18 protein-coding genes are annotated in these 20,757 nt (G+C 51.9%); 1 reads left to right on the top strand and 17 read right to left on the bottom strand.

The features are described 5' to 3' along the window. Positions 1 to 20 precede the first annotated feature (20 nt). The 13 genes from DW757_RS10305 to DW757_RS10240 form a co-directional block, all read right to left on the bottom strand. Entirely contained in the window at positions 21 to 1,304 is a 1,284-nt protein-coding gene (locus DW757_RS10305; RefSeq protein ID WP_008396607.1) for a TolC family protein, read from the bottom strand. Between the two features lie 111 nt (positions 1,305 to 1,415). Next, on the bottom strand, positions 1,416 to 2,573 hold the full coding sequence (locus DW757_RS10300; protein ID WP_008396606.1) for a TolC family protein: 1,158 nt from the start codon (positions 2,571 to 2,573) through the stop codon (positions 1,416 to 1,418). A gap of 312 nt (positions 2,574 to 2,885) precedes the next feature. Continuing rightward, the gene (locus tag DW757_RS10295) at positions 2,886 to 5,942 is read right to left on the bottom strand and encodes an efflux RND transporter permease subunit (protein ID WP_118751641.1); all 3,057 of its coding nucleotides are present in this window, start codon (positions 5,940 to 5,942) and stop codon (positions 2,886 to 2,888) included. 12 nt (positions 5,943 to 5,954) lie between these two features. After that, positions 5,955 to 7,055: an efflux RND transporter periplasmic adaptor subunit gene (locus DW757_RS10290; protein ID WP_008396601.1), complete on the bottom strand. Its 1,101-nt coding sequence runs from the start codon at positions 7,053 to 7,055 to the stop codon at positions 5,955 to 5,957. Positions 7,056 to 7,146: 91 nt separating this feature from the next. Beyond that, a complete protein-coding gene (locus DW757_RS10285; protein WP_118751640.1) occupies positions 7,147 to 7,815 on the bottom strand; it encodes a TetR family transcriptional regulator in 669 nt (222 codons plus the stop codon). A 374-nt stretch (positions 7,816 to 8,189) separates the two neighbouring features. Continuing rightward, positions 8,190 to 9,410: an aldo/keto reductase gene (locus tag DW757_RS10280; RefSeq protein ID WP_118751639.1), complete on the bottom strand. Its 1,221-nt coding sequence runs from the start codon at positions 9,408 to 9,410 to the stop codon at positions 8,190 to 8,192. Beyond that, positions 9,407 to 10,084, bottom strand: coding sequence for a GntR family transcriptional regulator (locus DW757_RS10275; protein ID WP_118751646.1), 678 nt, complete (start codon positions 10,082 to 10,084; stop codon positions 9,407 to 9,409). The genes DW757_RS10280 and DW757_RS10275 overlap by 4 nt, the downstream gene beginning before the upstream one ends. A gap of 5 nt (positions 10,085 to 10,089) precedes the next feature. Beyond that, complete coding sequence (ispE, locus tag DW757_RS10270) at positions 10,090 to 11,001, bottom strand: 4-(cytidine 5'-diphospho)-2-C-methyl-D-erythritol kinase (RefSeq protein WP_015574693.1); 912 nt, start codon at positions 10,999 to 11,001, stop codon at positions 10,090 to 10,092. 179 nt (positions 11,002 to 11,180) lie between these two features. Beyond that, positions 11,181 to 11,885, bottom strand: a complete 705-nt coding sequence (locus tag DW757_RS10265) for a GNAT family N-acetyltransferase (protein WP_243033578.1) — start codon at positions 11,883 to 11,885, stop codon at positions 11,181 to 11,183. 17 nt (positions 11,886 to 11,902) lie between these two features. Further along, on the bottom strand, positions 11,903 to 12,421 hold the full coding sequence (locus DW757_RS10260) for a peptidylprolyl isomerase (RefSeq protein WP_015574691.1): 519 nt from the start codon (positions 12,419 to 12,421) through the stop codon (positions 11,903 to 11,905). Positions 12,422 to 12,799: 378 nt separating this feature from the next. After that, a complete protein-coding gene (locus DW757_RS10255) occupies positions 12,800 to 14,149 on the bottom strand; it encodes an amino acid carrier protein (RefSeq protein WP_008396594.1) in 1,350 nt (449 codons plus the stop codon). Between the two features lie 511 nt (positions 14,150 to 14,660). Continuing rightward, the gene (locus tag DW757_RS10245; protein WP_015545112.1) at positions 14,661 to 15,815 is read right to left on the bottom strand and encodes an IS91 family transposase; all 1,155 of its coding nucleotides are present in this window, start codon (positions 15,813 to 15,815) and stop codon (positions 14,661 to 14,663) included. Further along, positions 15,808 to 16,677, bottom strand: a complete 870-nt coding sequence (locus tag DW757_RS10240) for a tyrosine-type recombinase/integrase (RefSeq protein WP_118751636.1) — start codon at positions 16,675 to 16,677, stop codon at positions 15,808 to 15,810. The genes DW757_RS10245 and DW757_RS10240 overlap by 8 nt, the downstream gene beginning before the upstream one ends. Positions 16,678 to 17,116: 439 nt before the next feature. Between DW757_RS10240 and DW757_RS10235 the strand changes: the two genes are divergently transcribed. After that, positions 17,117 to 18,094: a zinc dependent phospholipase C family protein gene (locus DW757_RS10235; protein WP_008396591.1), complete on the top strand. Its 978-nt coding sequence runs from the start codon at positions 17,117 to 17,119 to the stop codon at positions 18,092 to 18,094. 12 nt (positions 18,095 to 18,106) lie between these two features. Here DW757_RS10235 and DW757_RS10230 read toward each other — a convergent pair whose 3' ends face one another. The 4 genes from DW757_RS10230 to DW757_RS17515 all read right to left on the bottom strand — a co-directional run. Further along, positions 18,107 to 18,877: an amino acid ABC transporter ATP-binding protein gene (locus tag DW757_RS10230; protein WP_118751635.1), complete on the bottom strand. Its 771-nt coding sequence runs from the start codon at positions 18,875 to 18,877 to the stop codon at positions 18,107 to 18,109. Positions 18,878 to 18,953: 76 nt separating this feature from the next. Continuing rightward, entirely contained in the window at positions 18,954 to 19,604 is a 651-nt protein-coding gene (locus DW757_RS10225; protein ID WP_008396588.1) for an amino acid ABC transporter permease, read from the bottom strand. Between the two features lie 43 nt (positions 19,605 to 19,647). After that, positions 19,648 to 20,556: an amino acid ABC transporter substrate-binding protein gene (locus DW757_RS10220; protein ID WP_008396586.1), complete on the bottom strand. Its 909-nt coding sequence runs from the start codon at positions 20,554 to 20,556 to the stop codon at positions 19,648 to 19,650. Next, positions 20,480 to 20,757 (bottom strand): hypothetical protein (locus DW757_RS17515; protein ID WP_207665906.1); only part of this gene is annotated, 278 nt, incomplete at its 5' end. The genes DW757_RS17515 and DW757_RS10220, both read right to left, overlap by 77 nt.

Here is a 20,757-nt window from a genome sequence, read left to right as displayed (position 1 = left end):
CTCTCCATACTCTCGTTTCTCTATGAGCCGGATGTGTTCATATATCCGTTCACAGCCCACTGGTAGGTTTCTATAGCCTGGAAGAGAGCCATATCAGCTGTCTGCTCTGCCACCTGCTTGCTCAGGTAGGTGGACTGCTCCTGCAGGTACTCGATGTCGCTGGCCATGCCGAGGCTCCTCTTTGTTTCCATGGCAGACATGGTCTGCTCCTCTGTGGCAAGCTCTGCCTGAGCTAACTGCCAGGCAATCTGCTTCTGCCTGATGTCGTTGTAGAGGTTTGTCATGGTGGCGCTCACCGTCTGCTCCAGATTTTTTACTGTTCTCTCCTGATTCTTTCTGTCTGTGGAGTTTTCCTGCATATTACCAAGCGCCCGCCGGCTGTACTGGAGATCGTAGTTATTTGCCAGTGCCGTCTGCGTATCCGCCTCCAGATTAATCTGAGCTATGGCGTCACCATTGGCGTGGGGTACCTCTCTGATCTCCGGCTGTGCGTCGTAGCTCCATCCTGTCATCATGCAGAGATTCTGGCGAAGCGTTTCAAGGCTTGCCAGGGTTTCCGTCTGGGTGGACTGAATGGACTGAAGATTCTTCTGGGCCTTCAGCACATCTGCCTGAGTTGCCATGCCGATGGAAGCCTGGGTCTCTGTGGCCCTTAAGGCTGCCTCCATAACCTCCACGTTTTTCTGGATCAGAGCCGCATTTGCGCGGAGCTGGTTATAGGAATTAAAGAGATTCTGGGTGGACACAATAATTCCCTTCTGGTTTTTGACGTGCTGGATTTTCCTCATGTCGCTGTCCACGTAGGAGCTGTCAGCGGAAATATCTGACTTCAGAGCGCTGTTCTGCGTCATGGCTGCCGCTGACATGAGAGGCGCATACCCTGCCATGTAGCTGGCGGCACCTGCCTGAAGCTGTGCGGCAAGAGCCGGATTTCCGGCATCCAAAGCCGCCTGAGCCTGATCGCTCAGGTCATCGGCCATGGAGCTCAAATCCTCGGCCTGCTCTTTCAGATCCTCCGCAGAATCATACATGTCCTGGGCACTGTCTTTGGCGTCCCGGCGTATCTGCGCGGCATCGTCATCATTCTTCGTATCATTGTAGGATGCCTGCTCATTCTGGTAATTCGGGTTATATTCCTCAACCAGAAGGGACAGCTCATCGTATTCCATAACATTATCTTTCAGTCTCTCCCAGGTTGCCTCGTCATGGGCAAACTGGGGATTTTCAGCCAACGCCTCCATAGGCGTGGCCGCAAGCGCCGCCGCTGTTAGAAGCGGCAGAACCCTCCTGTATTGTCTGTTCATTGTTCTTCCCTCCGTTTTATGAGTCTCCGAAACCTGTCTCTGAACTGCTGCGGCTGTCTCGGGCCTGTCAGGCAGAGAGCCAGGGGACAGAGCCCTGTAAGCCCTTCCTCCCTAGCTTCCTGACACCATCATGCCCTTCAATGCCCAGTCATAGTTCTGGATAGCTGTGAACAGCTCCGTCTGAGCCGTATCCCTCTCCGATTTGGCCGCCAGATAGGAGGCCTGGGCCTGGAGATAGGCAGTCCTGCTCATCATTCCCATGGCATTTTTCTGGTCTGCCGCCTGCATGTCAAGGGCTGCAGCCTGGAAGTTTGCCTCTGCTCCCTCATAGGCCTGCTTTGCAGCTACTGCCTTGGCGTAAAGCCCCTCCATGCCTACTGCTATGCTCTGGCGCATCTGGGAAACATTTCTCTTTTTTGCGTTTCTTGAAACGGAACCGGAGGCTGCGCCCTGTCTGAGGCTTATGAAACTGTAGTTGGCCTGAGTGGCCGTCTCTGTGTCAGCAGCCAGATTCATACTGTCAACCCTGGCCGGATCCGGCGCCGGAAGAGGGGCAATCTCCGGATCGGCATCTCCCTCCCAGCCGCATGTGATAAGAAGATTCTGCTTCAGATTTCTGATGGTGGAGTCAAGCTGAACTGCGGCGCTCTGAGCCTGGATCCAGGCCTGGTTGGCCTTCAGCACATCCTCCGAAGAGGCCATGCCAAGACTTGCCTGGGCTGTCACTGCGTCCAGGGAGGCCTTCGCCAGCTCCTCATTCTTGTCTGCCAGCTCCTTTCCGGAGACTGCGCTCTGATACTGGATCAGAAGATTCTGGGCCAGCATGGTCTGCTGGTTTTTCAGCATCTTCATGGAACGCTCCACTGTTCCTGAGAGTTCTTCCGTCGACAGCTCTGCTGCCTGCTTTCTCATGGCTTTGGCAGATTCCTTGTAGGACTCGTAGAGTGCCCTGGTGGCTTCATCCATGTCGTCATCCTTCAGATCAAGGGCCTCCTCCATCAGCTCATTGGCGTCCTTTCCCAGCTGCCTGGCCGCATCCAGGTTCTGGCTCTGGTTTACAGTCTGAGAATATGTATTCTTATAAGTTACGTTGTAGCGCTCAACCAGTTCAGGCAGCTCGTCATACTCGAGAAGTCCATCGTTCAGGCTGGCCTCCCTGGCCTCAGCTGCCCCGCCGTCTGCCCCGGAGGGTCCGGCTAAGGCCGCTCCCGGCACACCGACCGTCATCAAAAGCGCCAGAGCGGCAGCCGCCGCCTGTTTTCGTTTCATTGAATCACCTCCGCTGTCCAGGTGCCCGCAGCTGCTCTGCTGCGTCTTCCCTGTCCTGTTCTGTTTTTCTGCTGCATCAGACCGTCTGTCTGTTCTTGTCTGTCTGTTCTTGTCTGTCTGTTCTTTTCAGTCCTTTATTTTCTGAAAGCCGGGCCGCCACTCTATTGTACTATATTTTCTGACTGGAAGTGCTGGAAATATTAAGCAGCGTTTCCAGTCAGTCTGGAAGCGTCTCCCGCTGCGCCCTCCAGGACCTGAAACGGAGCAGGCGGCCGGCGATGGAACTCTTTATTTTGCCTGCATCCACTTATCCTAGTCTACATCCAGCTCATCATACTTGGGCTTTCTGTTCATCAGTGTGTAGTAGATCGGCAGCATCAGCAGGGACAGAACCGTAGAAGCCACCAGACCGCCCACGTTTACAAGGGCAAGTCCCTGCATGGTCTCTCCGCTGTCGCCGTAGGCCATTGCCATAGGGATCATGGAGACGACTGTGGTCAGCGTTGTCATAAGGATAGGACGAAGTCTCGTCGCTCCGGCTTCCACAAGAGCGGTGTCACGATCCATCTCTGCCCTGTACTGGTCGGCTGTATCTACATAGAGGATACCGGAGTTTACTACAGTACCAAACAGCATCAGGAATCCTAACAGGGATGCCATACTGATGCTGGCATCGGCTAAGAAGAGGAGACCGAAGGCTCCGATAAGGCTGAACGGGATTGTCGTCATAACCATGAGGGAGAACTTCGGTGACTCAAACTGAGCCGCCATAACGACAAACACCAGGAAAATGGCCATGGCGATGGCTCCTCCCAGGGATGCAAACTCCTCCGCCATGCTCTCATCCATAGCGTTCTGAGCCCTTGTCACGTTCTCAGTCAGTCTTGGAGCTACCTCCTCGTCGTAAATCTGCGTTTCAATGGCATCCATCTGCTCTTCCTGCGTTCCATTGACGAAGTCTCCGCTGATGGTCACCTGATATTCCTTGTCTTTTCTGGTAATACTCTGTGGACTGTCCTTGAAGTAAATATCGGCAATGTCCGCCAGAGCCACAGAGTTTCCTGCCGCCCCGCTCACTACAATTCCCTTTACCTGGTCAACCGTTTCATACCAGCCGTCCGGGTACTCTACATTGACGCTGATCTCCTCGCCGTCCTGGTCAAGAGTCGTAGCCTCGCTTCCGCTGATCATCAGATAGACGCTCTGGGCCACCTGTGCCGGCACAAGCCCCTCTGCGGACGCCTTAATGGGATCGATGTCGATCTGGATAACGGGAGCAGAGTTTTCCAGTGTGGAGTGTACCTTTGTCACCTCCGGTCTCTGCTTTAAGGCCTCTGTGATCTGGTCTGAAATATTCTTCAGCTCATCGTACTGGGTACCCTGGAGAATGTACTCCACCCCGTCCGCTGAACTCGCCATCGTGGAGCTGGAGCTTACAGACTCAACCGTTACATTCATCTCCGGATATCCGGTCAGAAGCGGATTCCATTCCTTCACCACCTCATCGGTGGAACGCTTTCTGTCATCTGCCAGGTAAGCGGTGATAGTGGCTGAGGAGCCGCCTGAGATGCTGAGACCGCTGGCTCCATAGGACAGAATGTAGTCCTCCACGTCAGGATCAGCCGCCACATACTCCTCCACCTTCGATACAATCTCATCTGCCTTCTCAACCGTCAGACCCGGCCTCAGTTCCATGGTTACCTGAATAGTTCCCTCGTCAGTGGCAGGCATCAGCTCCGTGCGGATCTGAGTTGCCAGAACAAAGGAGAACAGAAGCAGGGCAATACTTGTAAACATAACCGTTTTCTTCTTCGGAAGAAGGAAGCGAAGGATCTTCCTGTACTGATCCTGCATTGCCCGAACTGCGCCGGACAGCGGAGCCTTAGTCTTTTCCGCCGGACGGTACATGGTATAGCACAGCGGAACTACCGTAATCGCCGAGATAAAGGAGGCCACCATACAGAACACGATTGTAAAGCCCAGAGGCTTGAACATCTGTCCGGAAAGTCCCTGAATCAGGGCCAGGGGAAGGAACACCACGCAGGTTGTGGCTGTACCGCCGAGAATGGAGGCGATCATGATTCTTGTTCCCTCAAGAGCCGCATCCCTGAAGGAGGTGGCACCGTTTCCAATCTTTTCTTTCGCCCTGAAGCAGCTCTCCAGGACGTTGATCGAGTTGTCTACCATCATTCCGACGCCCAGAACAAGGCTTCCCAGAGTGATAACGTTCAGGGAGAAGCCCATGGCTCTCATCAATATGAGGGCTGCCAGAATGGAGATCGGGATGGAAGTTCCTACAATCAGGGATGCCTTCACATCTCCGAAGAACAGGTAAAGGATTGCCATGGAGATGATGACAGCCATTACCATAGTCATCATAACACTTTCCAGAGAGGAGTTGATGCTGTCACTGCTGTCATTAACTACAACGATTTCCAGGTTCGGATTACTTCGCTTTAAGCGCTCGATGGTGCTGTTTACCGACTTTGAAACCTCTCCGGCGGAAGCCTCCTGCTGCTTTTTGATTCCCAGAGAGATCGTATCCTTTCCGTTATAGCGGCCGATTCCCGCCGGATCCTCCAGGTTTGAGTAAATATTGGCCACATCCTCCAGATGGATGACATCTCCGCTTCCCACGGTGATCGGAATGGTCTTTAAGCTCTCCATGGTGTCGAAGGTAACTCCCGCGGACACGGACAGCTCCTGATTTCCCACGACAGCGCTTCCCGCCGGGAGGGAGAAATCGGCTGAGCCGATGGCAGAGATCAGAGAATTCATGGTCAGGTGGTACTGATCCATCTTTTCCGGAATAAGTTCTACTTTTACATACTGCTCCTGTCCGCCGCTGACGTCTACGCTGGCCACGGAGGAAATCTTTTCAAACTCCGGCACAATCTTCTCATTTACATAGTTGTAAAGATTGTCGGCTGTATCATCATTGACCGCCAGGGTCATGGTGGCCATATCGTTGATATTGAACTCCACAACTACCGGTTCTTCTGCATCTTCGGGAAGAGTTGCTGTAAGAAGATCTGTCTTTTTCTTTAAATCATTGTAGGCCTTATCCATGTCCGTTCCATACTGGTATTCCAGAAGAACCATGGAAATATTTTCCTGTGAGTAGCTGGTCACTGACTTGACGCCGCTCAGCGTTCCTATCTCATCCTCGATGGGCTTGGTCACCAGCTCGCTCACATCCTCCGGGCTTGCTCCCGCATAGGTGGTGAACACTACCATCATCGGCATCTCCATCTCCGGGATCAGCTCCAGCTTGGAGGACAGGACAGAGGAAAGTCCGAATACGATCAGGCAGAGCACTGCCAGGATCGTAGTGACGGGACGTTTCAGAACAAATTTCGTTAAACCCATATGTACGCCTCCTTACTCTGCCGCCTGCTCTTCAGTTTCGTCTGCGGTTTCGCCTGTGGTTTCGTCAGCGCCTGCAAGCTCTACCTGGGAGCCCTCATAAAGCTCCGAGCTCCATGTGACAATCACCTGATCGTCCGCCGTAAGGCCGGAAATTACCTCTGTCTTCTCTGCATCAAAAATTCCTACTTCAACGGGAACCTCGTGTACCGTTCCGTTGTCATAGGTGTACACATTCGGCTTTCCTCCGGAATAGTAAACGGCATCTGTCGGAACCGTCAGCACATTGTCCGCGTGCTCTGATACGACGGACAGCTTTACTCTGGAGCCTGTGGCAAGAGCCTGGGCCTCTGTCAGAGAAGCCTTTACATTAAAGAGGCCTGTGTCATCGTCAATCTTTGTGCTGACCTCGGAGATTGTTCCCTCATAAACCGTTCCGTTTTTGTCAATCTCCACCGTGTCGCCCACATGAAGGCCTCCCACGACTCTCTCTGTCACAGCGAAGTTGACCTGCTTGGCCCCCTCGCCTGAGATCACACAGATAATATTCTGGGTGCTCACATTATCGTGAACCTCCACACTCACGCTCTCCACTTTTCCCGCAATAGGAGCTGTGATAGAGCTGTACTCTACCTGGTTGTCGTAGGCGATCTTTGCAGAATCGTACTGAAGTCTGGCCAGCTCGGCGCTGCTCTGGGCCTGCTCATAGGCCTGCTGGGAAAGATTTCCGCTCTCAAACAGCACCCGTGAACGCTCCAGCTCCCTGTTCGCATTGTCCAGGTTCACCGCAGCCGTGTCCATACTGTTCTTTGCCGTATCCACCATTTTTGTGTCAATATGGCAGATAGGCTGTCCCTCTGTCACCACATCCCCGGCCTTCACGTAAATCTCCGTTACCTCTCCGGCAGCCTTCGGAATAATGGAAGCCATCTCAGAGGGTTCTATGCTCCCTGAAAGATCCGTGTAGATTTCAATCGTCCCGATCTCCGGATTCGCCACAGATACCACCGGAACGGCCGCCGAGTTTACCTCCTCCTTCGGCTTTAAAAACCGAGGAACAATCATAACCGCTGCCACAGCTACAACCGCTGCTATAACAATCTTTGATTTCTTCATGCTGTTTTCTCCCTTTGCTTTCTGTCTTTATTTCTATGATGCTGATGCCTGAATGTGCAGACATATCCTCTTATGCGCCCATATCTTCTGATTATGTATGATTCTGCATACGGAGGGAGGGATTTTCCTGAACATCACGCCTCATGCTTCCGTACTTGAGAATCTCCATTCTCTGGCTGTAATTTCTCCTGGCATCCTCCAAGGGTACTCCATCGTAGATTTCTCTGATGGCCATCGCCACCGATGCCATTCCCAGCGCAAACAGGCAGTGAAAATCCTCGAATTTCGTGAAATGCGTCTTTGCCTGATCGGCGTGCTCGTACAGCCATCGCTCCACCTGCTCCCCTGTCTTTGCATATTCCTCATTCTTCTTTTTGGAAAGCCTTCCTCCAAACATATCATCCGAATTCATGTGGAGCATGATGTTTTTGAGAAAATCGAAATTCGGCCTGGAACAGCAGAACTGAAGCATTTCCTGCATAATGCAGTCCATCACGGCGAATATATCTCCCCCTGTTTTCCTGGCCCTGTCCTTCACAAGAATAATCAGCTTCTCCTGAATATCCTCAAAAATGTAGGACACAATATCCCATTTATCCTCAAAGTAAGTATAAAAGCTGCCTCTGGAAATATCCGCGTTCTTGATAATCTGATTAATGGAAACCTTATCCATGGTCACTCTGGCAAATTCCCGAATTGCAGCCTCGCAGATAGTCTTTCTCTTTTCCTCCGGCAGACGGTAAAATCGCTCTGACGGCATATTTCTCACCCTGCTTTCCTAAGTTTTCCGCTGTTTTGAATCCCTCCTGCCGGCATCCCCGCTGATCGGCAGGAAGGCAGACAGAAAAAACTCTGGTGACAAGCTGTCACTTATTATAGTGACAACCTGTCACTATGTCAAGAAGCGAACTGGTGATTTTACAAAATTTTCACAATTTGAGGAGGCTGACCGTAGAAACACCCTTTCCCGGTATCTGTGCCGCGGAAGAAAAAACGCTTTCCACAGCCTGAATCAGCTGCAAAAAGCGTTTTTCCTGAACTTTTCTTATTCTCTTTTCCTATTCTCTTTTCTTATTCTCGTACTCTTTTATCCCACAGTGCTTTTTCTGCCAGAATGGCAGACGGAGAAATTTCCTAGAGCGGCTTTCCCGCCAGCACCTCCATATAGTCCTTATAATTTTCCTCCAGAAGTCTCGGCGTATCAAGGCCGTAGGGGCATTTGCTCCTGCACTGTCCGCAGTGGAGACAGCCCTCGATCTTTTTCATCTTCTCCTGTCCCTCCGGCGACAGATGTCCCGCAGACGGAGAGCGGCGAAGGAGAAGGGACATCCTTGCACAGTTGTTGATCTCGATTCCTGCCGGACAGGGCATGCAGTAGCCGCAGCCCCTGCAGAATTCTCCGGCCAGAGCCTTTCTGTCCGCCTCGATGACTGCCTTAAGCTCGTCGTCCAGAACCGGAGGCTGCTCAACAAAGTGAAAAAACTCATCAAGCTCCGACTCCCTCTGCACACCCCAGATGGGGAGGACATTCTCAAACTGGGCCATGTACCCATAGACGGCCGCCGCGTTTGTCAGAAGCCCGCCGGAGAGGCCCTTCATGGCGATAAAGCCCATGTCCTTTTTCAGGCACTTTTCTGCCAGGGCAGTCTCCCTCTCTGTGGACAGATAGTTGAAGGGGAACTGAAGTGTATCGTAAAGGCCTGACTGGACAGCCTCCTCGGCCACGTCAATCCGGTGGTTGGTGATTCCGATAAAACGGATCTTCCCCTGCTTCTTTGCCTCAAGCATGGCGTCGTAAAGTCCCGTCTCATCCCCCGGCTTCGGACAGACAGGCGGATTGTGGAACTGGTAGATGTCTATGTAGTCTGTCTTTAGTTTTAAAAGGCTCTCCTCCAGATCCTTCCAGAATTTCTCCGGAGTGTCCGCCATAGTCTTTGTGGCAATAAAGATCTGATCCCTCACATCGCTCAGGGCATAGCCAATCTTCTCCTCGCTGTCTGAGTAAGCCCTGGCTGTATCGAAGTAGCGCACTCCCGCATCGAAGGCCTTTCTCAGCAGGAGGGCAGCCTCCTCCTTTCCGATACGCTGGATCGGCAGAGCTCCGAACCCGTTTTTGTTGACAATGATTCCTGTCCTTCCAAGGGTGACAGGAGTTCCCTTTACCTTCTCATAGGAATCCAGAAGCTCCTTCAGCGCCTCATCGCTCTCGTCGATCCAGACGTCCTCTTCCTTTGCATTAAGTCCCAGGTACTTCGCCAGAGTCCGCTCATCGTCAGAGCGGTTCCACCGGCTGATATATCGATCGATCTCCTCAAACTCAATCTGGCCTGATACGTATAATTCCTTGAATGTCATTCTCCCTGCTCCTTTATATTCTTAAGCACTGTGATCTCCTGGTTATCGATATGTTCCCTCATGGCCTGCTTGGCCTCCTCCACATGGCGGGAGCACAGGGCTTTGTAAATCTTGTTGTGCTCCACAAGGAGTATCTGGCGCTTGTCTTCGTCCTTGATATATTCCAGACGGTAGCGGTACATCTGTTCCCTCAGGTTATTTAAAATCTGCACCAGCCTCATATTTCCTGTGCTGTTGTAGATAATGTCGTGATACGCCTCGTCTGTCTCCGCTATCTCCATGGCGCTGCCATGCTCTACGGCGCTCTTAAAGGCCTCCTGAGCCCTCTGAAGCTCCTTAAATTCCTCGTCCGTCATTCTCTGGCAGGCCAGCTCGATAGCCAGCTCCTCTAGGGAGCGGCGCACCTCCAATACGTCCCTCATGCTCTTCTCGGAGATGCGGGCCACCTCCGCCCCGCGTCTTGGAATCATCAGCACAAGCCCCTCCAGCTCCAGCTTGCGGATAGCCTCCCGGATCGGCGTACGGCTCACCCCCAGCTTTTCCGCCAGCTGGATCTCCATCAGCCTTTCTCCCGGCGCCAGCTCTCCCTTTAGAATCGCCTGCCTGAGCGTGTTGAATACCACATCCCTGAGCGGAAGGTACTCGTTCATGTTTACCTGAAAATTATTTCCCATTTTTCTCATTCCCCTGTCTGTCCTGCGTCTGTACTCCTGTTGTAAAATCTGGTCAGATAGACCTGCTTGGCCATGGCGCTCCCTGAGCCGTACCGCATTTCCTCATATGCGGCCTGGGCCTTTGACGGGCTCATAAAGAGGCCAAACACCGTCGGGCCGCTTCCGCTCATCATGGCTCCCACAGCCCCCATGTCCATCATTTTCTCCTTAATATCGCGGATCACCGGATGAGCCGGTATCGTCACGGTTTCAAGGATATTCCCCATATTGGAGGCGATTTTCCTCAGATTCCTCTCCTTTATCGCCTCTGTCAGAAGATCGATATCCGGGTGAGCCTCCCCGGGCAGGCGATCCACGTGAAGATTTTCGTAGACAAACTTCGTGGACACGCTGACTCCCGGCTTCGCAATCAGCACCTGGCACTGGGGAACGGGGGCAAGAGGCGTCAGAATTTCCCCGATTCCTTCTGAGAGCGCAGTTCCCCTCATGATGCAGTAGGGCACATCCGCCCCCAGCTTCACGCCGCGCTTCATCAGCTCCTCCATGGAAAGCCCCAGGGAAAACATCTTGTTTACCCCAAACAGAAGAGCCGCCGCATCCGCACTTCCTCCGGCCATTCCGGCGGCTACAGGGATCAGCTTCTTAATGCGGATGTCGATCCCCTCGGTAATTCCAAACTCATCCATCAGAAGCCTTGCAGCCCTGACTGCCAGATTGTTTTCATTATTCGGGAGATAGTAGAGATTCGTCTCAATTCCGATGCCGGGTTTTTCCCTTCGGTACAGATCAATCCGATCATAAAGCCCCACTGTCTGCATGATCATCCGGACCTCGTGGTAGCCGTCCTCCCGCCTTCTGACCACATCGAGTCCCAGGTTGATCTTCCCATATGCTTTCAGTCCCAGATGTTTAATCATAGCTCTCCTCGTGCGTTTTGTATTTTTGCATTTTTTTGTATACAATATATTATATACGCGGGGCATATAAAATACAAGGGGATTTTTAAGAGGAGGAACACGGGGGAGCAGACTGCAGGAAAGGTTCCCGGCTCATCCGAAATCCGGAGTACAGGGAGGGCCCGGACGGCTGCAGGCATCTACAGTGAGAGATGGAGAAGGATTTCCCCATCCTCTTCCTTCCCCTCTCTGACTCCTTTCAGGGGCTCCTCTGTTTTGTCCCCGGTAAATCCCAGCTTTTCTGCCAGCAGAAGAGAGGGTGTGTTGTCCGGCTTTATTCTGACGCTTACACGGCCAAGGCCCTCTTTCTTTGCCCAGGAGAGAATTGCCCGGCAGGCTTCTGCGCCAAAGCCTCTTCTCCTGTATTCTGAGTAGATGTGATATCCCAGCTCTCCGTCTGTAATCCCTGCCTTTCCCACAATTTTTCCCGTAGCCCTCTCCTCGAGAGCCCAGAGGCCGCACTCATAGAAGCGGTACTGACAGGCAATATAGGAGGAGAGCAGCTCCGGCGTGGAAAATTCCTTTTCCTCAGCAGGAAGGCTGTCACTGGCCCTGAATTCCCGTATAATAAGCCGCCCTGTCACGGCAATCTCGAGGGGCAGCCCGAAGCGGCGGCTGACAGCTTTTCTGAGAAGCTCCTCGTCCACATCCTCCGCCCGCTCTGCCAGATAGAGGGCAGGGGACAAATCCGGAATCAGATCCGGGCAGGCTTCATCCGGTATTTCTGCACTCTCCTTCTCAGTTCTCTTACCGTATAAACCAACAACGGCTCCCCCTGCCGCATAAGCGGCCTGGAGAGCCTGTCTGTCATCTGACAGCGTTACGGAATAAACCGTCTGATTCATTTTAATCTCTTTAATTATCAGCATTTTTCCGGTTCCGGATACTCCTCGCCAAAGGTGTCCACTGTGACCTTTTTCATTTTCTGCTCCTTCATCGGGCGGTCACTCCAGTCTGTTCTGCACTCTGCGATCTTGTTCACCACGTCCATACCCTCAATGACATGTCCGAAGGCTGCGTACTCGCCGTCTAAGTGGGGAGAGGTCTCGTGCATGATAAAGAACTGGGAGCCTGCGGAATCCGGATGCATGGCTCTTGCCATGGAGAGAACGCCTGGCGTGTGTTTTAAATCATTCTTAAAGCCATTGCGGGCAAACTCGCCTTTAATGGAATAGCCCGGGCCGCCTGTTCCGTTTCCCTGGGGGCATCCGCCCTGGATCATGAAGCCGCGGATCACGCGGTGGAAAATCAGGCCGTCATAGAAGCCCTTTTTCACAAGACTTACAAAATTATTTACAGTGTTCGGGGCAATCTCCGGGTAGAGTTCTGCCTTGATCACATCTCCGTTTTCCATCTCAATGGTAACTACTGGATTCTGCATATTTATGTCCTCCTGGGTATTCATTGTCCAGCCGGATGCTCCGGCTTTTCTGCTACCAGTGTATCAAATGTGGGGAGTCATTGCAAGATGGTTGTTTGCCGCAGCCTCCCTTTGTTCAAATTTTGTTCACAAATCATTTAAAAAACCGTTACACAATGCTAATGATTTCTTCACGAATGCCCCATATAATAAAGCCATAGTAATCAAACGATTGCTACAACGATTTTTTTCATAATACTTGAGCTGATTATTCAGCTCTCCTCCCTTTTTCAAAAGTTATAAATTCAAGATAGCCGCCCTGTTGCCGGGCGGCTGTTTTGATGTCCGGAGACTTTCAACTTCTTTTTTACTTCTTCTCTTTCTTACCTCTTCTCTTTTTTATTTCTGCCTCAGGGCTGGAAGCCTTACTTCCCTTCTCAGAAGGAACACCCCTATCAGGTTCGGGACAGCCATCAGCCCGTTAAAAATATCCGAGAGATTCCACACCAGGGTAAGTCTGGCGACGCAGCCGAAGAATACCGCGTTCAGATAGAAAAAACCATAGCAGAGAACTGCCGTTCTCTGCCAGGAGAACCCGTCCGTCAGGTAGGCCAGAGCCTGCCTGCCCAGATAAAACCAGGCAATGATAGTGGCGAAGGCGAAGAGGCTCATAGACAGAGACACCAGAATTCCCCCTGCATCCCCGAAACAGGCAGAAAAGCAGGCGGCCACTCCCGCGCTGCCGGAATATCCCTTCATGGGATTCTTCCCGCACAGAATCACAAGGGCTGTCATGGTACAGCTCACCATCGTGTCGAAAAACACCTCGAATACAGCCCACATGCCCTGCTCACAGGCAAAGCGCTCCCGGCTGCGCTCCTGATCCTCCTCGTCGGCCTCCCCATGGAGTACAGCCAGGCTCCCAAGCCCCGCCTCGTTGGAAAACACCCCTCTGGAAATCCCGTATCTGACTGCTCTGCTCACAAAAATTCCAGCCATCCCTCCTGCCGCGCTGTCCACAGAGCAGGCATCCCGGAAAATCCCGGCAAACACAGACGGAATTTCGGGAAGATTCGCCAGAATCACAGCTGCGCATAACCCCATATAGAATGCCGCCGAAAACGGAACAAGCCCCACCGCCGCCTGGGAGATGCGCCTGGCTCCCCCGAATATCACTGCCATTACCAGAGCCGTCAGGACAAAACCTGTCACAGTCAGAGGGATTCCGGCTGAAAAAGCGGCACTCTCTGCAACAGAGTTGGCCTGTACCATGCTTCCCATTCCCAGGGATGACAGAATGCAGAGCACTGCATAAAGACAGCCGAGTCCCCTCATGCCAAGCCCCCGTTCCAGATAGGCATAGGGACCGCAGATTGGACGGAGGTCTGAGCCCAGATAGCGGTATTTTCTTCCCAGATAGACTTCCGCATAGGCTGTCATCATCCCAAGCAGCGCCGAGGCCCACATCCAGAACACAGCTCCCGGTCCGCCCATGGTCACGGCTGTGGCCACCCCTGCAATATTTCCCGTCCCCACAGTGGCCGCAAGGGCTGTACAGGCCGACGCAAACTGTCCCTTTTTCTCCCGGGTACGCCTTCCCGCTGCAAGGCTCCCTGCAGTTTCCCTCCACCACACATTGGCCCGCAAGACCTGAAAGAAGCGGAACCGGATGGTAAAGTAAAGTCCCGTCAGAAGAAACAGAGCCATCAGCCATGGCCCCCAGACCAAGTCACGCAGAAACTGAATCATATTTCATGCCAATGTCCTTTTTAACTATTTATTCCCCCGTTCCTTTGAATATGTTACTTTGAATATATTACATCTCCCCGTCTTCTCCCTGCCATATTTTCCATGGGCCTTTTATATTTTACACTTTCCCCCTGCACCTGCCGAAAATTTTGTGATATAATGAGCGCAAGCGAGCCTGTGGGAGCTTGCTCACACAAGGCGAGCGGCGAATGACGATCACAGGCTGTGCCTGTGATATAATTCTTAAGGAAAGCATCTGATTCAGGCAAAAAAATAGAGCAGCCAATTAAGCTGCTCTGAATCTGATGATTTCCAATTGTACCAATTCGCGGTCGGTTAGCCGACAACATATATGGGGATTGTATCCTTCCGGTTTCCCGAAAAACGGCGGATTTCACGGGAAACCGGGACGCGGATAAGGAAATTTACTGCCTGTACCGGAGTTTTGGGCATGCTTCGCAGGCCTTCCTGTGGGAGGCCTGTGAAAAAAATTGTGGAATTCAGGCACTGGTTACAGCAAAAGGGCATAGGTCCTCCCTGCCGGTTTTAAAGCGGCGCACCCGCATGCCGGGCAGACGGAAAGATCAAAATCCCATACCGCTTTCAGCAATTCTGCCATTGACATGCCGGCATACCTGCGCTGGAAACGCTGATGCCCCTGAAGCTTGAAAATCAGTTTCAGGTTTTTCGATTTCATCCGGTTATTGAGAAAGCCGCAGTAGCGGATTTTCTGGAATCCGCGCGGCAGCACATGCAGCAGGAAACGTCGGATGAACTCCGTGTTGGAAAGAGTGAGGGTCCTTCTGGGGTCCCCCGGTTTCCTGCCCCTGGCTGAGAAAGTTGTCTCTTTGTCGGTTACGGAGAGGATGCGGCTGTTTGAAATGGCGACCTTGTGTGTATACTTCCCAAGATATTCCACAGCGCTGCCAAATCCACGGAAGGTCTCCTTTATATAGGGGCACCAGTCTTTGGAATAGAGCCTGTTTTTAAACTCCTGCCATTCGTAGGAATTACGAAGGCAGCTGCAGGAAGCGGAAAACACAAGCTGTCCCTTTTTGTAGAGGGAATCCAGCATGGCAAGATATTTTCCTTTGAATTTATCCCGGAGCACTGCGACAGGAATAAAAAAAGATTTCTTTGATTTCCTGATTTTCAGATCCGGAGTCAGGCCGCCGCCGGAAATAATACAATGCATATGCACATGGTAATCCAGCTCCTGGTTCCAGGTATGGAGGATCTGGATAATGCCGGGCACAGCGCCGAGATATTCGGGGTTAGAAGAAAGCTCCAGGAGCGTCTGCGCACAGCATGTATGCAGGAGACCGTAGAGAAGCTTCTGGTTGCAGTACAGAAGCGGGTTCAGGTCATGGGGGAGGGTAAAGACCACATGGAAATAAGGGGCATCGATAACCTCCGCGCGGCGCTGATCCACCCAGACCAGTGTGTTGACGGCCTGGCAGTTGGGGCAAATGCGGTTCCTGCAGGAATTATAGTGTAGTTCGGTATGTCCGCACTCCGTGCAGACGCTGATGTTGCAGCCGCACTTTTCAGATTTGCAGCGGATGATGGCGAGGGCGGCATCCCTCTGTACGTCAGACAGATTGTGGGAAGCCCTGAAGGCATGAAAGGAAGCGCGGAAAATATCCTGTATTCTGAAATCAGGCATAGAAGGTACCTCCCAACTGGTCAAAAGGGTTTGTGACTGTATTTGAGGCAGAAGAAGCCAGGTGGACGTAGATTGCGGTACTGTTGAGGGAGCGATGCCCAAGCCTGGATTTCAGGGAAAGGAGATCCAGGCCGTTCTCATAGCTGTGGGTAGCGTAAGCGTGGCACAGGGAATGGGCGCAGAAGCGGGAGTCCATGCCAAGGGCGTTCCTGTGGTCCAGAATGATCCGCTGGAGCCATTGCTTATCCATAGGCCTGGAACGGTTGGTCTGCTGGGTAAACAGCCAGGTTTTCGGCTTCATGTGTGCGGGGCAGGAATACCAGTACTCCCGGATATCCCTGCAGATGCTCTCCGGGATGGGGACATAACGGTCTGAACGGTTTTTAGATACCGGGATATAAAGCCGGTGAGAAGAAAGAAAAATATAGCGGCATTCCAGATGACAGAGTTCATCCAGTCTCAAGCCGGCAGCATAAAGGATCGAGCAGGCGAGGCGTGCCTTAGGATCGTCAAGGGAATTTAGAAAGAGAGCAACCTGGTTCCTGTCCGGGACAAAGGGCAGATAAGTACGGAACTTGCGGAAAGGGATCTGGGAAGGATCCCATGGCTGATGCAGGACATAAATCCAAAAGAACTGGAGATGAGAAATGACCATATTCATCGTGCGGTCGGAAAGATGCCGGGAAGTCTGAAGCGTTTTCAGGAAATCACGAACCATTTCCCAGGAGGCGTGCTCCGGGGAGATATTTCGTTCCAGCAGATAAGAGAGATAAGGTTTGAGATAAGTCTGATAGCCGCGAATGGTATTGGGGGCAAGATTTTTTGCCTGAAGCATTTCAATAAAAACAGATAAGTAGTCCATAAAAACCTCCTGAGTGGTGAAATAATAAGAACCCAAAATAATAAGAAGCAGCCAATGAACACCCACAAGAGGAGGGGGACGGTAAAAATTTTTGGATATGTAGTTGTTGAGTTTAAAAATCCATGGTAAAATAAGCATAGCAGTTTTTGTGAATATGCGATTGTTTGGTGTGGTAACTTAACAATACAACATATATACAAAAACTGCTACTTTTTTTGGAAAAAAGTGGCGGAAACACGTACCTGTGGTTAGCCGTCGCGTTAGCGACTTGGTACAATGAGCGCAAGCGAGCCTGTGGGAGCTTGCTCACACAAGGCGAGCGGCGAATGACGATCACAGGCTGTGCCTGTGATATACTAACTCCAAAGCGGGAACGGATATACACGTCTCATGGGCCGGATTCCCTGCTCGAATTAATGAAGAAAGAGGGCTTTTCGCTATGCCAGGTTTTACTACTCACTATATTTTTGGCATGAAATCCTACAATGATCTTCCAAACAACCAGCTCAAGCACATTATTGCAAAACACCGCTGGCTCTACCAGCTGGGTCTGCAGGGGCCGGATATGTTCTTTTACTATATTCCCGTCCTGCGGCACAGGGATTACAGAAACGTGGGTTCCTACATGCACGAGCACCATGTCAATGAGTTTTTCCGGTGCTCCCTGAACCGCCTCTCCCATCTGAAGTCGAAGCAGCAGCGGGAGCAGGCTGTCGCCTATCTGGCAGGTTTTATGAACCACTACATCGCAGACTATGTCTGTCATCCTTACGTGTACGGCCGAATCGGCTATGACGTTTCCAACCCGTCCGCCGTCCATCACGGCAGACATGCGGCGCTGGAAAATGATATTGACGCTATTCTCCTGTATAAATATAAAAAGAAAAAGCCGTCTGAATTTAATCAGACGGCCACCATCTGCCTGAACGGACAGGAAATGCAGTTCGTATCACATTTTCTGTCAAGCTGCATCAATGACGCCTACTATCCTATCACCTACCGGAATAACTTCCAGGTAAAGCCTTCCATGGTGCACCGCTCTATCTGGGCCATGCGCTTTGGCTGCCGGACTCTGGCAGACAAATCCGGCAAAAAAAGAGGCGGCATCGCCCTGGTGGAATCTATCTTTGTGAGCCACCCGGTGGCCTCGGCAAAGCTGGTGACAGACACTTTCACCCAGCCCAGGAAGTGCTGCAACCTGGATCACGAGCCCTGGTGCAACCCGTGGAACAAGGCGCTGGCCTCCACCGACTCCTTTGTGGATCTGTTTCACCTGACTCTCAGAAAGGTGAGCAGTGCCTACTATTTCTTCAACGCCTGCCTGTCCAGCAGCGTTCCCTTGGAAGAGCAGGATTTCCACCAGCTCCTCACAGAGCTTGGAAATTATTCCTATCACAGCGGGCTGCCTGTAAGCTAGGCAGGCAGCGTCTCAGCCTTCCGTTTTCTCGTAATACTTACCGAGAAACGCCCTCGTCCTCTCATTGTCTGAGGCGAACACCTGCTCCGGACTTCCCTCCTCCACAATGACTCCGCCTGCCATGAAGATGACCCGGTCGGATATATCCTTTGCAAATGCCATCTCATGGGTGACAATCACCATGGCAATTTTCAGGTCTGCCAGAGACTTGATTACCTTTAAAACCTCCTGGGTCAGCTCCGGATCCAGCGCTGAGGTGGGCTCGTCAAAAAACAGGATTTTAGGATTCAGGGCCAGAGCCCTGGCGATGGCCACCCTCTGCTGCTGGCCTCCGGACAGCTGGCAGGGATACATGGCCGCCTTGTCTGAGAGTCCCATCTTTTCCAGAAGAGCCATGGCCTCCCTTTTCACCTCGTCGCGCCCCCGTTTCTGAACATGGATGGGCGCGTCCATGACATTTCTGAGAACGGAGTAATGAGGAAACAGATTGAAATTCTGGAAGACAAGTCCGTAGAGAGAGCGCAGCTCCCTAAGCCTCTTTTTGTCCGCGTACTGTACCCGGCCGTCCCCCTCATTCCAGACTGCCGGTTCTCCCTCATAGACCACAGAACCCCTGTCCATGGTTTCCAGCATGCAGGCACACCTGAGAAGTGTGGATTTTCCCGAGCCTGACGGGCCGATCACCGATACGATCTCCCCGTCCTTTACGCTCAGAGAAATATCCCTGAGCACCTTATTTTCTCCAAAAGATTTTTCAATGTTTTTGATCTCTAATATATTCATCCCTATATCCGCCTATCTGCCTTTTCTTCCTAATTATCAGGACATGCTGCCTCAGCCTTTCCGGCCAGGCCTTCTGTCAGCTGTAATAATTCAGCCTTTTTTCCGCATGCTCCATCACTACAGCCACTAAAAGGTTAAATACATAGTAAAACAGTCCCGCCGCCACAAAGGGAATCATGCTGACCTGAGAGGAGGCCAGAGCCTTGGCGACTGTGAACATTTCCATCACGCTGATGGTAAATGCCAGGGAGGTGTCCTTCACAAGAGTGATCACCTCATTCGTGATGGAAGGCAGAATCCGCTTTATCACCTGGGGAAAGATAATTCGAAAGAAGGTCTGCGTCCTGCTGTAGCCCAGCATCTTTGCAGCCTCATACTGGCCGGCCGGCATGGACTGAATACCGCTGCGGTAAATTTCCGCAAAATAGGCCGCATAGTTGATCACAAAGCCGATAAAGGCCGCCCACAGCCGGTAATCATTTCCCACCCGGATTCCCAGCAGGTAATAGGGGCCGAAATACACCACCATAAGCTGAAGCATCAAGGGCGTTCCCCTCATAATGGATATGTAAAACTTAACGATCGTCCTTATGACGGGATTCTTTGACATTCTCCCGAATGAGATGAGAAGCCCGAGAGGAAGGGAAAAGATGAGCGTCACTGCAAAGATCTCAATGCTGGTTCCCATGCCTCCTGCAAGCTGTTTTAAAATCTGAACTAAATCCATGGCTGTTTCGTCCCCTGTTCTGTGTTATCCTGATGCGGCTCTCTTATTTGCCGATTGTCGTAATATCTTCTCCAAACCACTTCTCGGAGATTTCCTTCATGGTTCCGTCTGACGCCATCTCATCGAGAACTGTCTGAACCTGATCTCTCAGCGCCTCATTTCCCTTCTTAAAGCCGATGGCATACTCCTCAGACGCCAGCGTGTCGTCAAGGATCTTGAATCCTCCGTCCCGCTGCTGGAGCTGGTAGCCGGCCACGATCACATCCATGGCAATGGCGTCCACGCTTCCCATTTCCAAATCCATAAATGCCGTATTGTAATCCGGCGTTGTCTGAAGGGCTGCAAAGCTCTCTGTCAGCTCCGGCATCTCTTTCAGCGCAGCCTCTGCGGAGGAGTCAGCCTGAACCTCCACAATCTTTCCGGCCAGATCGGCTGTGGACTCAATTCCTGAATCCTCCAGAACCACCACTACCTGACTGTTTTCCATATACGGCTCAGACCAGGTGTACTCATCCTCCCTGCCTGTCATGGTGAAACCGTTCCAGATGCAGTCGATGTTTCCGGATTCCAGTTCCATGTTTTTTGCATCCCAGGCGATTGGCTGAGGAACAAAGGTAAGTCCCAGGCGGTCAGCCACCTCTGCCGCCAGTTCCAGGTCAAAGCCTGTGTACTCTCCGTCGTCCCCTACGAAGCCCATAGGCGGAAAATCCTGATCAAAACCTACGGTAAAGGTATCTCCCGCTGCCTTGGTCTCTCCTGATGCGGCCTTTTCTCCCGCTTCTGCCGAAGCCCCACCTGAAGATTCTGCCGTCTCTGCTCCTGCAGCTTCTGTCTGGCTTGCCGAGCTCTGCGCCGCTGTCTCAGGCTCCTCCGTCTTAGCGTTTGTGGAGCAGGCGGTCAGGGAAAATACTAAGGCTGCTGCTGTCATTACACTGAATACTTTCTTTTTCATAATCGTTTTCCTCCTCAATTCTGTGGTGCTGCCTGCTTCCCATCTGCAGTCCCTTCTCGCTCAGGGTGTGCCAGGCATGATTAACATGTCGTTTTTTTATCGTGCTATCATAGTAGCATAGTAAAGTGTTTTTGTAAAGCAAAACTTTTATTTTTTTTACGCTGCCTCCAAAGGGACAAGTTCCGTGCAGGCGTTTTCCAT

The organism is Clostridium sp. AM29-11AC (assembly GCF_003480545.1).
GTDB classification, from domain to species: Bacteria; Bacillota; Clostridia; order Lachnospirales; family Lachnospiraceae; genus Otoolea; species Otoolea saccharolyticum_A.
Note: the sequence above shows the minus strand (reverse complement) of the source record. Positions and strands in the feature narration are given on the sequence as shown.